The following is a 12,673-nucleotide window of genomic DNA, read 5'->3' as shown; positions in this document are numbered from 1 at the left end:
TTACGACATCCACATGAAAGACGGCACCGTCACGCAGTTGCACAACCCTGCCGACATGGTCGATCTGACATTCGTGGACCACATCGAAGAGCCGCGCATCAAGGCGACGATCCTTGTGCCCGATGACTATCTGGGCGACGTGCTCAAGCTGTGCCAAGACCGTCGTGGCATCCAGATGGACCTGACATATGCGGGCAGCCGCGCGATGGTGGTCTATGACCTGCCGCTGAACGAGGTCGTTTTCGATTTTTACGACCGTCTGAAATCGGTGACCAAGGGCTATGCGTCTTTTGACTACCAGATGATCGGCTATCGCGAGGACAATTTGGTCAAAATGTCGATCCTTGTGAACGACGAACCTGTTGATGCGCTTTCCACGATGGTTCACCGCGACCGCGCCGAAACGCGGGGCCGTGCGATGGTTGAAAAGCTCAAAGACCTGATCCCGCGCCACATGTTCAAGATCCCGATCCAGGCGGCCATCGGCGGCAAGGTGATCGCGCGCGAAACTCTGTCTGCGATGCGCAAGGACGTGACAGCGAAATGCTATGGCGGCGACGCCTCGCGCAAACGCAAACTGCTGGACAAGCAGAAGGCCGGTAAGAAGAAGATGCGCCAGTTCGGTAAGGTGGATATTCCGCAGGAAGCGTTTATTTCGGCGCTGAAGATGGATGGTTGAGAAAGGGCAAATGTAGGGTGGGTGAAACCGACGCGTAACTCCTTTTCAACCCACCTCCACGCGTGGGTTTCACCCACCCTACGCCACAAATTCCCCACGCCGGATTGCCCGATGGACGGTTGAATACGGCCACGCTTCGGGGCGTTCCACAAGCCCATGCTTTACGGGGTTCCAATGGCAATAATCGACGTGGGCTGCAAAATCTGCCTCATCTCGAATGCAATGTTCCCAGAACCTTCGCTGACAGATGCAGCGTTCACCTTTTATTGCTTTGCTAGGCCCAACACTTGAGAGCGCTGGACAATGACGGGTGAAAGTCGCTTTGATCTTCTTCCACCGGACCGAAAGATGGGCATCATCCGCAGGTAATGTCCAAACAGCGTGAATATGATCCGGCAGGATGACCATCGCCTCGCAAAGCACCGGATGTTCCACCGCTACCGAGGCATAAGCGGACCGCAAAAGCTCAATCTCTCGCAGCAACAAGTCTTTGCCACGGCTGGCCAAATTGACGGTAAAGAAATAGGTGCCTCCGGGCACATACATGCGGCGGTATTTACTCATATTTCGAATTTTGCAGAAGTTGTCGAACAAATGATTGCGCCCCGCACACCGCCACCCTAAACCACCCACCATGACATGCCCCCTTTGCACAACAGATGCCCCGCTCGTTTCCACACCCGTTTCTGGCGGTCCTGCGGACGCGAGCATCGACATTTGCGCCCTTTGCGCTGACCCTCAAACGCCTGCCGATCACTTCCGCCCCATCGCGTCGACCATGTGGTCCGAGGACGCAGCGCTTCAGGTCTATGCCGCGCGGACGCTCAAGCGGCTCGACACTGATTGGTCGCGTGATTTGCTGGAACAGCTTTACCTTGATGAAGAAACCCAAAGCTGGGCCGATAACGTTGCAGAACCCACGGATCACAAAGACAGCAATGGCGTGCCCCTTGCCAGCGGCGATACCGTGGTTCTGATCAAGGACCTGCCCGTCAAAGGTGGCGGCTTTACCGCCAAGCGGGGCACTGCGGTGCACCGTATTTCGCTGGTGGCCGACAACCCTGCCCATATCGAAGGGCGCGTGGAAGGTCAGCGGATCGTGATCCTGACCGAGTTCGTCAAAAAGCGTTAGGGCAGCGCGCGCAGGTCTGCGGGCACGGCACCCCCATCCAGCAACCGGCCAAGACAGGCGCGGGTGAACTCCCATATCTCGGGCGTATGCACCAGATGATGGCTCAGAAAACCAAGTGGCTCTGACGCATCTGTGTGCCCTGTGCGACGGTCCTGCAAAAGCGATATGATCCCTGCGATCTGGTCTTGGGGGGGCACCAAACCCCGCCCGCTGCGCCAGAAAACCGGGTCGATATGCGTGTTGATCTGGACCAATCCGGTTGTCGCCAGACGGGAAGCGCGTGGTAAATAGGTCGAGACACCGCAGTACCCAGCTTGCGCCAGCCCCGGCAGCAGGTCGGTATCAAGACGATTCCAGGGCGGCACAAAGATCGGCAACAATTTCGCACCAAACAGGTCCTGCATCCGTTCCAGCGCCTGCGTAGTATCGGTCAGCGCGTCGGGGCGCGGGTGTCCGAATTCGGCTTTCTTGGCACCTGCGGGGGCGTGGTTCTGGTGCTGCCACCCGTGAACGACCGGGATGATTGCATCCTGATCTGCGACAAAATCGGCGAGGGTGGTTTGTGCCAGCTTGGGGATCACCGCCACATGGGCTGGCAGGCTCAGTTCGTCGGCCAATGCAGTCAGCGTCTTGAGGGCGGGGGTGACAGCTATGGCATCGTCGTCGCGCCACCACAGCGGCAAAACCAGCCCGCCTGCGCGCCACAGGGACAGTTCTGTGGTCAAAGGGGTCCAGTCTATTTTCATAGGGTGTCGCCTTGCTGTTGGGTGGCGCGCATTTCTTCTGTCAGGGTCACCGTCATGGCGGCCCCGTCAAACCCCGAACTGCGCGCCGCACGGGGCAGGCTGTCCAGCACAGTCTTTAGGGTGGCCAGCAAGCTGTCTGGCGTCAGATCAGCGTTGCGCAGCACATTGATCCCCGTCATTTGCGCCAAGGCATCGGCGCGCAGGCCCTGCTCGACTTCATTACCCGCATCAAAGGGGATGAAAACGGCCCGCACCCGGCTTTGAAGCACGTCCAGCGCGGTATTGTATCCACACAGCGAAACGGAGGCGGCGGCGTGATACAGCATCTGGCGAAACTCGGGGCGCGCTGGTTCAATCACGACATTCGCGGGCGCGGTTTGCATCAAGGCATTACTGCGCGCGACGGCATTTTGCCCGCCGAGCAACAGCCGCCAGCGTCTGCTTGGGTCCCGTTCCGCGGCCGCAAGGCAAGTGTCGAAAACATACGCGCCGACATCGCCGCCGCCTGCACTGACGATAATCTCGTCCGCCCCCAACTTTTTCGGGTGCGGGGCGGCGGCTGGCGGGGCGACAAATCCGGTATAGCGTAGTTTTGGCTGCAACGCGTCTGACACCGGCCAGCTAAGGTCAAGCGGCGTTAATTCGGCGTCCGAATGGACCAGCACCGCGTCATAAAACCGCGCGACCAGTTCATCGGCCAGCGCAGCCTTCGCGGGCTTTGACGGCGGGGCCAGAATATCGCGGACCGACGCGCAGATCAGGGGGCGTTGAGGTAGATCATGTGCCGCCTTTAACAAAGCGGTGAATTCGGCCTTCAGCGTGCGACGGCCGAAGGGGAACAGCTCGGTGATCAGAATGTCGGGGTGCAGGGCGCGCAGATGGTTGATCAGCATATCGCGCCGTGCGTCAAAGACGTCTGTGACTGCCAACGCGCCATCCTTGTCGATCAGCCGCGCAAAATCCACCCCGTCTGATCGCAGCGGCGGCAGTTGCACCAGCGTCACGCCGTCGCTGTTCAACTGCGGGGCTTGCATCCCGCCCGAGATTACGGTCGCCGTGTGGCCTGCCGCACCGTATGCGCGGGCCAAATTCAGGGCGCGGGCCAGATGGCCGGTTCCCAACAAGTGCGTGACGACAATCAGGACCTTCATGGGCGTTCTTCCAATCGGATTTGTTCGTTGGCGGCCCGCCATCCGTCGGGCGTGATCTGCAAAATATAGAGCCGGTTGCGTTTGACCTGAAACGGGGCAGGGCCGCTGAAATCCCAGCCCATTGCATGGGCCAACAGCACCCGCATCACACCGATATGACACACGGCCACCGTATCCCGGCGCAAACCCTCGGCCCAAGGGATCAGCCGCGCGCGCAAATCTGCGGGGCTTTCGCCGCCGGGCGGGGTATAGCCCCAGCCCCAATCTTCGATATCGCGAAACCCGCTGGCCGGGTCGGCCTTCAGGTCAACGCCGCGTTTGCCTTCCCACTGGCCCCAGTCCATCTCCATCAAGGCTTGGGTGGTTTCGGGCGCGCGGTCTGCCACCAGACGGGCAGTTTCAACTGCGCGGACAAGCGGGCTGGCCACCAGATCGGCATCGCCCCACGGCGCTGGCAGGCGCAGGGCGGCAAGTTGTGCGCGTGCCTCTGGGTCCAGCGCGATGTCCGTGCGCCCCTGAATGCGTCCGGCGCGGTTCCAATCGGTGTGACCATGGCGTAAAATTGCAAGCTGGGTCATAGGGTTACTCCGGCCTTGGCCAACCCGTTGCGCAGCGTGGCGGCGGCGGTGGGCAGTAAATGGTGACTGGCCACATGGCTGCGCGCACGTTCCCCCAAGGCCGTGCGTAGGGACGGCACCGCCAGCAGTGCTTGTAGTCGCAGCGACATCGGTGTGATCCCGTCTTCGGGATGTGGGTAATTGCCGGGGGCCAGCACATCGCAGACGCCGGGGCGCTCTTGGGCGACAATGGGCAGGCCGGTGGCCTGAGCCTCAAGATAGGCCAGCCCGAAGGCTTCGTTCACGCCGGGCCAGAACAGCAGGGATGCACGACCATAGACGGTTTCCAGATCCGCAGCATCCAGTTGCCCCAAGAACCGCACAGCGTTTCCAAAAGGGGCCATCAGCGCTTCGACGTCGGGGCGGGCGGACCCGTCACCGGCAATATCTAGGGCCCAAGTACCCGTGGGCAGGTGATGTAACGTCTCGGCGATAATGCGGTAGGAGGCCAGTTTATCGCCGCTGCGCAGCATGCCAACGGACAGCATCGGCCCATCCTGCAAGGACATCGCGGGCAAGGATTGGCGCGCCAGAAAGGGGCGCAGATGGATCAGGGTTTGACCTTGCGTCTTGTCGCGCTCAAGGGTCTGGGCATCGCGCTGCGTCAGGTAGAATATAACATCCGCCGCGTTGCTTGCGTCTTCTGCGGCTTGGGCAAAGCGCGCCCATGGTCCCGTCAACCGCTTGCGCGCGCGGGTGGATTCGATCAGCAGATAGGGGATGTTCAGCGCTTTCGCGACGGCGGGGCCGATCAGGTCGGGGGCTTTGTAATAGTTGTGATAGGTGATCCATGCCGCCCAGTTTTCACGGCGTCCTTGGGGGATCAGCCGCGCCACCTCTGCCTTGGCCGTGTCGAACAAGCGCTGTTGAACCGCTGCATCGCCCGCGCCGTCGCGGCTGCGCAAGTCACTGGCAAGCGTCACCTGCGCCCCGCCAAATTCCAGCGCTGCGATCAGGGCCCGCGCCATAGCACGATCCCCCGATGGTACGGGATGATCAGCTGCTTTCAGCGGCGCATAAAAGGCAAGTTGCATCAGTCTGCCTGCACCAGCATTGCGTTCAGGCGTTTGTGCAACTGGCGAATGCCCGGTGCCATTGTAAAATCACTGTGCAATCTGGCATGTGCCGCATTGGCCAGTCGTGGACCAAGGTCGGGATCATCGGCAAAGCCCTGCATAGCACTGGCCAAAGCCGTTGGCGCATCATCGCTCAGGATGCCGCTGGTGCCTGTATCAATAAATTCGGGGATCGCTGAAACCGGCGTGCTGAGGATGGGCAGCTTTTGGCTGGCAGCCTCCATCAGTACATTGGGCAGCCCGTCGCGGTCGCCATCCTGCGCAATGCGCGATGGCAGAACGAACAGATCGGCGGCGCGCATGGCGGCGACCACCTCGGGTTGGTCACAGGCCCCGCGCCATGTGATGCGGTCGTCGATGCCAAAGCTTTTGGCGCGGGCTTGCATGGCGTCGGACAGGGTGCCGCCCCCGATATGGGTCCAGCGCCAGTCAAGTGTGTCGGGCAGCAAGGCCAGCGCGTCGATCAGGTTGTCAAAACCTTTTTTCTCAACCATGCGGCCCACGGACATCATCTGGAACGGATCACTGATCTTGCGCGGTGCCCGGTCGGGTGGGGCAGGAAAACGGGACAGATCCAGCCCGTGATAGACCAGATCAATGCGGTCAGGGTCGCGTGCCAAGGCGCGCAGGTGTTTCGCCCCGAACGCGGTGCAAGTCGCACCAAACGCCGCGCCGAAATGCGCCGGATCCAGCTTTTCGCGCAGTTCCCATTCGGGGGATGTCCAGATGTCCTTGGCATGGGCCGAGAACCCCCAAGGTATGCCCCGCAGGATCGCAGCATACCGCGCCACCGAAGACGGCGTATGCAGAAAATGCGCGTAAATCCCACGGCTGTCGGCGGGCAGTTCATGGGCCATCACGCAAGCCTGCCCAAAGCGGCGACGCCGGTTGGGGGTGTCGTCGCGGGCCAGATCGCGCTGAAAGGTTTCAAATGCGGCACCGTAGCCGGGCATGGCTTGGGCCGCGTCGCGGGCTGCAGCCACACGGTCTGGATCATCGCGCAGATATTCCGGCAAGTACCGCACACGCGCCTTGAGCCTGTCATGCAGCGGGTGCGTTTTGACATCTGTCGGGTGGCGCAGCGACCAAATGTCAAACTGCAACCCGGCTTCTTCCAGCGCGACAAGTTCCTGTGCGATAAAGGTCTCGGACAGGCGTGGCCAGCCTTTGACGACGACCGCCAATGTTGGGTGGGTCATGCGGTGCCGTCCATCAAGGCGCGTCCCCGTTTGATCACGACATCCAGCCCGTCAAGCAGACCGTCTGCGCCTGCCTCGGACGGTTTGTTTTGATGTGGAAGGTTGCGGATCGCGGCGATCATCGCATCGGCGGTCATGCCGTCGCGGGTTTCGTCCAGCATGCGCACAAGGCCCAATTCCTCGGCGCGGCTGGCGCGGATCCACTGTTCAAGGCGGGGGACTGTGCGCGGCACGATGACGGCGCGCTTGTCAAAGGATAGTACCTCGCAAAAAGTGTTGTAGCCGCCCATACACACGACGCCTTCGGCCCCGACGAACAGCGCCTCGATCCGGCTGTCAAAACCGACGGCTGTCACGCGCCCGTTCAGCTTTTCCACCCGCGCGTCAAAGGCATCGCGCACGTCGCCCGACAGGAACGGGCCATAGATCAGCACCGCATTGGGGGACAGGTCAGGGTCTTTTTCATAGGCCTCAAGCACCAGCGATACCATCGCCGCGCCGTCACCACCGCCGCCGGGTGTGATCAGCACATAGGGGTGATCGGGCAGGTCGACCTCGTCTGTGGTTTCGCGGCGCAAATAGCCGGTCCAATGCATCCGGTCACGCGCCGCCTCGGAGAGAGGCAGGCCCTTGGTCGGGTCATAGACGTCGTGCACGCCATAGACCCAGATTTCGTCGTAAAATGCCTCGGTCGCTGCGATGGCACCTTTGCGCGCCCATTCGGCGGCAAGCACCTCGGGTTCGTCCAGCACATCGCGCAGGCCAAGCACGGTTTTAGTGTTGCCGTGATCGCGTAACCATTCAAGACTGGGCAGCAATTCGCCGCGAAAGCCGGATGGTTCCTTGTCGACGATCAGCAGATCGGGTTCGTATTTCTCGATCGCGGTTTTGATCAGGCCGGCGCGCAGGGCGGTGATTTCATCGATATCCAGCCCCAGCGTCTGGGAAACATAGCTGCCATCCGCCAGCTTGGTGACGCCGGGCAGGCGGATGTGGTCCACGCCCTTGGGAAAGGTAAAGCGCCCCGCAACAGGCGACCCGGTCAGGATAATAGCCGATGCGTTATCGTCGCCCGCCGTCAAGGCCGCAGCCAAAGCACGCGACCGGCGCAGGTGGCCCAGACCAAAAGTATCATGGCTGTAAAAGATAATCCTGCGCTTGGGCTTGCCGTCGCGAAGGGTGTCGTTGGCTGTCTGGCTCATAAGCCGATCCTAACTTGGTCTTGAAGCCTAAAGCCGCAGGTCGCTTTCTGTTTTGCCAAAAAGCCCCTTGATGTCAAAGATTACTGCACCGGGTTTACCCAAATTGCGTATTTTTTCGGCACCCATCTCGATGAATTCCCGGTGCCCGACCGCCAGAACGATGGCATCATAGGTGCCTTCTTCCAACGTGTCGGTTGCGGTTTGGCCATGTTCGCTGCGCAAACGGTCCGCACCGACCCATGGGTCATGCACCGTTGGCTCCACGGAATAGCTGCCCAGTTCGGAAACGATATCGCTGACGCGGGTGTTGCGGGTATCGGCGCAATTTTCCTTGAAAGTATAGCCCATGATCAACACTTTGGCCCCGCGCACGCCCATGTCTTTGGACAACAGTTTCTTGATCAGGGTTTGTGCCACATGCACGCCCATCTGGTCGTTGATGCGACGCCCGGCAAGGATCACTTCGGGGTGATAGCCTAATTGTTCGGCACGGTAAGTTAGGTAATAGGGGTCAACCCCTATGCAATGGCCGCCCACCAGACCGGGACGGAAAGGCAGGAAATTCCACTTGGTGCCGGCGGCCTCAAGAACCTCGAGGGTATCAAGGCCAAGCCGCGAGAAGATCAACGAGAACTCATTGACTAAGGCGATGTTCAGATCGCGCTGCGTATTTTCGATGACTTTTGCGGCCTCTGCCGTGGCGATGGACGATGCGCGGTGCAGGCCAGCCTTGACCACAGGTTTGTAAATCGCTTCGACCCGGTCAAGGGTTTCGGCGTCCTGGGCCGCGATGATCTTGATCACATTTTCCATCGAATGTTCGGCATCGCCGGGGTTCACGCGCTCGGGGCTATAGGCCAGTTTAATCTGCGTGCCCGGTGTCAGACCGCTGCCCGCAGCCAAGGCCGGGCCGCAGACGTCTTCGGTCACGCCGGGGTAAACGGTGCTTTCCAAAATGACGAGGCTGCCGGACATCAGATGCGGTGCGATGGTGGCACAGGCCCCCAGCACCGGCCCCAGATCGGGGGCTTTGGCATCGGTGATTGGCGTGGGCACGGCGATGATAAAGGCAGTGCAGCCTTTCAGATCAGCGGCATCATTGGTAAAACATGCAGTGCTTGCGCTGATCGAGGCATCCGACACCTCGCCATTGGGGTCGGTTCCGTTTTGCAGCGCGGCAATCGCAGGAGCATGGGTATCAAGTCCTACAACGTCGAACCCTGCGCGGGCCAGTGCCACGGCCAGCGGAAGCCCGACATACCCAAGACCCAAAACAGCAATACGCTCGGCGGCTGAAATCTTTGTCATCTCGTGGTCCTTAAGCGCGTTGTGCGATGCCATACCAACCATTGGTGATGCCAACATCGCATAAAATTAACCTTTGTGCAAAACCGAACCGGTTTCGCGATTGGAGGCCTAAGGTGGTGGTGCCGCCAAACGATTGCAATGGGGGGCAGCGTCGCTTAGCGTCTTATGAAGGTTTTCCAGACAGGTGCGGGCAGCATGCGACACGTTTTATTCATCTTGATGCTCTCGCTTGTAGTCTTCATGGCGGGTTCTGGCGTTCAGGCGCAAGGGTTGCAATCGCTCTTTCCGACCGCAAAGGCAGCAACCGATCCCGAAGCCCTGCGCATTCAGGGCATCATGGAACAGGCCGCGCAAAATGGCGTCGGCGTCGTCGTTATCGACAGCAATGGGCAATTGTTGAACCAGTCAGCCGCCCCTGCAGTGGGGACATCGACGCCTGACGGCCAAGGCGACATGTTAGAACATTCGCCCCTGATGAAGGCCCAAGAGCGCACCAACAAGTTTCGTGCGACCTTGATCCAGCGGCTGAAAGATTTACCGATCGCGGTGAATGAGGTCCTGTTTATCTTGCGCGCTGCCAGCCCCGACGGGACGCTATGGGCCTTTGGCTCCACCTTGATGATCTCGCTTATCTTGTTCGGCATCGGGGTCGTGGTTGAACGCGAGGTTTTCGGCAAGCGCATTGCACGGGGATTTGTGACGTCACGGGTGCTGGAAAACCCCGTCGGCTATGCCGAAAAGATGCCGTTTCTGGTGTTCCGGTTTTTTATGGGCGTGGTTGGCATTCTTGTGTCGATGGCAGTGGCCTATGTGTTGGGAGTTGCCATTTTCGGCACGCTTGATGACACCGCGATGCAGTTCACGGTCGTGTTGATCAACATCGGCTATTTTGTCTGCCGGTTTTTTGCGGGTCTTTGGCGGATGATCCTATCGCCGTTTCTGGCACAATACCGCATCCCCGTCTTCAGCGATAAAGACGCCAAACGTCTGTATACATGGCTGTGGATTCTAGCGAGCTTTGACACCTGCGCGATTTTGTTCGGCATGTGGATCGGCGAGCTTGGCTTGAACTACGATTTCTATGCCTTCATCGCGTCATTGATGTCAGCGGTGATCGTCTTGATGAATATCCTGATGGTGCTGGTCAACCGCCGCGCGATTTCAAATGCTTTGCGCCACGGCAAACCCTTTGCCCAATGCAGCCTGGTGACCCGCATTTTGTCCAAAGCATGGGTGCCGGCGGTCGTGGTCTATGTGCTGTTTGCCTGGGTCGAACTGACCTATGATCTGGTGCTGGAAAAGCCCAGTTCGATCCCGTTGATTGCGGGTGCTTACGGTATTTTAATATCGATCATCGTGGTCTACGGCGTGATCAATTACGGGATTGAACGCGGCTTTGCCCGCGCCCGCAGCATCCGTCGGCTGAACGCAATCCGCGATGCAAAAATTGCGCTGAACGACAGCAATGGCGAAACGGATCACACAGGACAGGACGACGCCGCAGAACGTCTGGCTTTGGCCGAAGAAACGGCACGCGCCGAAATGATGCCCCGCAGGACGATGAACACCTTCGAGGCGCTGGCCCAAAGGGTGGCGGGCATTCTGGCCTTTGTGGCCGGGGCCTATGCGTTCTTTTTCATCTGGGACAACGAAAGTGCGCGGATGGCCGAAAACCTTGCGGACCGGCTGCTTGATATCATGGTCATTATCTTTATCGGCTATGTGGTGTATCATGCCTTCCGCATCTGGATCGACACCAAGATCGAAGCCGAAGTCGGCGACCAGCCCGAGGCCGAACTGGGCGACGAAGGCAGCGGCGCGTCATCGGCCAGCCGTCTTGCGACGTTGCTTCCGCTCTTTCGGAACTTCATCCTGATCGTTGTGGTCGTTACCATCGTGCTGATTGTGCTGATGGAATTTGGCATCAACGTGGGCCCGTTGTTTGCGGGTGCCGGTATCGTCGGCGTGGCAGTCGGGTTCGGGTCGCAGGCGCTGGTCCGCGACATCTTTGCCGGGGCGTTTTTCCTGTTCGATGATGCGTTCCGCAAAGGTGAATATCTGGATGTGGGCGGGGTCAAAGGCACGGTCGAGAAGATCTCGGTCCGGTCATTCCAGCTGCGCCATCATCTGGGCGCGCTGCACACCATTCCCTTTGGCGAATTGCAGGTCATGACCAACTATAGCCGCGACTGGGTGATCATGAAGCTGCCCTTGCGCGTGACCTATGACACGGATGTGGAAAAGGTCCGCAAGATGATCAAAAAGCTGGGCGTCGCGCTGCTGGATGATCCCGTGATCGGCGAGAATTTTATTCAGCCGTTGAAATCCCAAGGCGTGATCGAGATGCAGGATTCCGCGATGATCATCCGGGTCAAGTTCATGACCAAACCCGGCGATCAATGGTTGGTGCGCAAGAAGGTATATGAAGAAATCCGCGCCCTGTTCGAGCGTGAAGGCATCCGCTTTGCCCACCGCGAGGTCACCGTGCGGCTGGCAGATGGTAAGGTCAGCGATCTGAGCGATGAGGAGCGCAAGGCCGTCACCGCCGCCGCGCAAGCGTCGATCGAGGAAGAGGCGCTGGACGGTCCCGAAGCCGGGGGCGACGACCGCTGAGAATTCTGCCAGAGCGTGATTGAAAGGGGCGGGGCACGGGCTAGCTCTCTCTCAATATCAACAGGAGAAACGCTATGACACATTCAAGACGCCAGTTCCTAATGACTTCCGCCGCAGCCGCCGGTGTTGTCACGATGTTGCCCTATGCCGCGCGTGCCGCTGCCCATGGTGCCGATATGTTCCCCACACCGGGCGGTGACATCACTGTGCATCCCGTGGACCATGCCTCGTTTGTGATGGAGACGCCGATTGGTGTGATCTACAATGATCCAGTTGGCGATGCGGCGAATTACGCCGATTTCGCAACGCCCGATCTGGTATTGATTACCCACGAACATGGCGACCACTACAACGTGGACACGCTGACCGCTGTTGTTGGCGAAAACACCCAGATTATTACGAACCCTGCCGTGTATGAAATGCTGCCCGACGCGCTAAAGGCAAAGGCGAGCATGATCGCCAACGGCGAGACCGCGATGTTCAAAGAGGTCTCGATCGAAGCGATCCCCGCCTATAACACCACTGAAGAGCGGTTGAACTTTCACCCGCAGGGCCGCGACAACGGCTATGTGGTAAGCTTGCCTGACTTCCGCGTCTATATCTCGGGGGACACCGAAGGCGTGCCAGAGATGCGCGCGCTTGAAAACATCGATCTGGCGTTCGTCTGTATGAACCTGCCGTTCACCATGGACGCCGAAGCGGCTGCGGCGGCTGTGTCCGAGTTCAAACCATCCTATGTCTATCCCTACCACTTCCGTGGCCGCGATGGTGGGACACAGGACCCAGAAGAATTCGCCAAGATGGTGGCAATGGGAACCGAAGTTAAGTTCGGTAACTGGTACTGATTGGGTTTTCCGGTTGTCCTAAGGGGCAGCCGGACCGCCAAGGGGGGGGGGGGGGGGGGGGGGGGGGGGGGGGGGGGGGGGGGGGGGGGGGGGGGGGGGGTGGGG

Annotated in this window: 11 protein-coding genes and 1 pseudogene; 4 read left to right on the top strand and 8 right to left on the bottom strand. The window is 59.8% G+C overall.

The genetic code is table 11. The annotated features are described in order from the left end of the window. Positions 1 to 679, top strand: a pseudogene (locus tag ABYT07_RS14370) (elongation factor 4); the annotation flags it as partial. 78 nt (positions 680 to 757) lie between these two features. Here ABYT07_RS14370 and ABYT07_RS14365 read toward each other — a convergent pair. Continuing rightward, entirely contained in the window at positions 758 to 1,243 is a 486-nt protein-coding gene (locus ABYT07_RS14365) for a transposase (protein ID WP_372992730.1), read from the bottom strand. Positions 1,244 to 1,313: 70 nt separating this feature from the next. Between ABYT07_RS14365 and ABYT07_RS14360 the strand changes: the two genes are divergently transcribed. Continuing rightward, positions 1,314 to 1,811: an alkylphosphonate utilization protein gene (locus ABYT07_RS14360; RefSeq protein WP_372992729.1), complete on the top strand. Its 498-nt coding sequence runs from the start codon at positions 1,314 to 1,316 to the stop codon at positions 1,809 to 1,811. Here ABYT07_RS14360 and ABYT07_RS14355 read toward each other — a convergent pair. Genes ABYT07_RS14355 through ABYT07_RS14325 form a run of 7 tightly spaced genes read right to left on the bottom strand, consistent with a single transcriptional unit; the run spans position 1,808 to position 9,110 of the window. Beyond that, positions 1,808 to 2,557 (bottom strand): polysaccharide deacetylase, encoded by a 750-nt coding sequence (locus tag ABYT07_RS14355; RefSeq protein WP_372992728.1) that lies wholly within the window; start codon positions 2,555 to 2,557, stop codon positions 1,808 to 1,810. The two genes, ABYT07_RS14360 and ABYT07_RS14355, sit on opposite strands and share 4 nt — an antisense overlap. Then, a complete protein-coding gene (locus tag ABYT07_RS14350; RefSeq protein ID WP_372992727.1) occupies positions 2,554 to 3,708 on the bottom strand; it encodes a glycosyltransferase family protein in 1,155 nt (384 codons plus the stop codon). The genes ABYT07_RS14355 and ABYT07_RS14350 overlap by 4 nt, the downstream gene beginning before the upstream one ends. After that, entirely contained in the window at positions 3,705 to 4,286 is a 582-nt protein-coding gene (locus ABYT07_RS14345; RefSeq protein WP_372992726.1) for a histidine phosphatase family protein, read from the bottom strand. Before ABYT07_RS14345 ends, ABYT07_RS14350 begins: the two co-directional genes overlap by 4 nt. Continuing rightward, a complete protein-coding gene (locus ABYT07_RS14340; RefSeq protein ID WP_372992725.1) occupies positions 4,283 to 5,359 on the bottom strand; it encodes a glycosyltransferase family 4 protein in 1,077 nt (358 codons plus the stop codon). Before ABYT07_RS14340 ends, ABYT07_RS14345 begins: the two co-directional genes overlap by 4 nt. Beyond that, positions 5,359 to 6,600 (bottom strand): glycosyltransferase family 4 protein, encoded by a 1,242-nt coding sequence (locus ABYT07_RS14335; RefSeq protein WP_372992724.1) that lies wholly within the window; start codon positions 6,598 to 6,600, stop codon positions 5,359 to 5,361. The genes ABYT07_RS14340 and ABYT07_RS14335 overlap by 1 nt, the downstream gene beginning before the upstream one ends. After that, positions 6,597 to 7,802, bottom strand: coding sequence for a glycosyltransferase family protein (locus tag ABYT07_RS14330; protein WP_372992723.1), 1,206 nt, complete (start codon positions 7,800 to 7,802; stop codon positions 6,597 to 6,599). Before ABYT07_RS14330 ends, ABYT07_RS14335 begins: the two co-directional genes overlap by 4 nt. A gap of 27 nt (positions 7,803 to 7,829) precedes the next feature. Continuing rightward, entirely contained in the window at positions 7,830 to 9,110 is a 1,281-nt protein-coding gene (locus ABYT07_RS14325) for a nucleotide sugar dehydrogenase (RefSeq protein ID WP_372992722.1), read from the bottom strand. 195 nt (positions 9,111 to 9,305) lie between these two features. Here ABYT07_RS14325 and ABYT07_RS14320 point away from each other — a divergent pair, with 195 nt between their 5' ends. Both ABYT07_RS14320 and ABYT07_RS14315 read left to right on the top strand, forming a co-directional pair. Next, positions 9,306 to 11,723: a mechanosensitive ion channel family protein gene (locus tag ABYT07_RS14320; protein WP_372992721.1), complete on the top strand. Its 2,418-nt coding sequence runs from the start codon at positions 9,306 to 9,308 to the stop codon at positions 11,721 to 11,723. A 74-nt stretch (positions 11,724 to 11,797) separates the two neighbouring features. Continuing rightward, positions 11,798 to 12,568 (top strand): MBL fold metallo-hydrolase, encoded by a 771-nt coding sequence (locus tag ABYT07_RS14315; protein ID WP_372992720.1) that lies wholly within the window; start codon positions 11,798 to 11,800, stop codon positions 12,566 to 12,568. Positions 12,569 to 12,673 lie beyond the last annotated feature (105 nt).

This window comes from Sulfitobacter sp., from assembly GCF_041552635.1.
Taxonomy (GTDB): Bacteria; Pseudomonadota; Alphaproteobacteria; order Rhodobacterales; family Rhodobacteraceae; genus Sulfitobacter.
Note: the sequence above shows the minus strand (reverse complement) of the source record. Positions and strands in the feature narration are given on the sequence as shown.

Coding starts and splice junctions, on each gene's coding strand:
- ABYT07_RS14320 (WP_372992721.1), top strand. CDS start 9,306: ATGCGACACGTTTTATTCATCTTGATGCTCTCGCTTGTAGTCTTCATG.
- ABYT07_RS14315 (WP_372992720.1), top strand. CDS start 11,798: ATGACACATTCAAGACGCCAGTTCCTAATGACTTCCGCCGCAGCCGCC.
- ABYT07_RS14365 (WP_372992730.1), bottom strand. CDS start 1,243: ATGAGTAAATACCGCCGCATGTATGTGCCCGGAGGCACCTATTTCTTT.
- ABYT07_RS14335 (WP_372992724.1), bottom strand. CDS start 6,600: ATGACCCACCCAACATTGGCGGTCGTCGTCAAAGGCTGGCCACGCCTG.
- ABYT07_RS14360 (WP_372992729.1), top strand. CDS start 1,314: ATGACATGCCCCCTTTGCACAACAGATGCCCCGCTCGTTTCCACACCC.
- ABYT07_RS14330 (WP_372992723.1), bottom strand. CDS start 7,802: ATGAGCCAGACAGCCAACGACACCCTTCGCGACGGCAAGCCCAAGCGC.
- ABYT07_RS14340 (WP_372992725.1), bottom strand. CDS start 5,359: ATGCAACTTGCCTTTTATGCGCCGCTGAAAGCAGCTGATCATCCCGTA.
- ABYT07_RS14325 (WP_372992722.1), bottom strand. CDS start 9,110: ATGACAAAGATTTCAGCCGCCGAGCGTATTGCTGTTTTGGGTCTTGGG.
- ABYT07_RS14350 (WP_372992727.1), bottom strand. CDS start 3,708: ATGAAGGTCCTGATTGTCGTCACGCACTTGTTGGGAACCGGCCATCTG.
- ABYT07_RS14355 (WP_372992728.1), bottom strand. CDS start 2,557: ATGAAAATAGACTGGACCCCTTTGACCACAGAACTGTCCCTGTGGCGC.
- ABYT07_RS14345 (WP_372992726.1), bottom strand. CDS start 4,286: ATGACCCAGCTTGCAATTTTACGCCATGGTCACACCGATTGGAACCGC.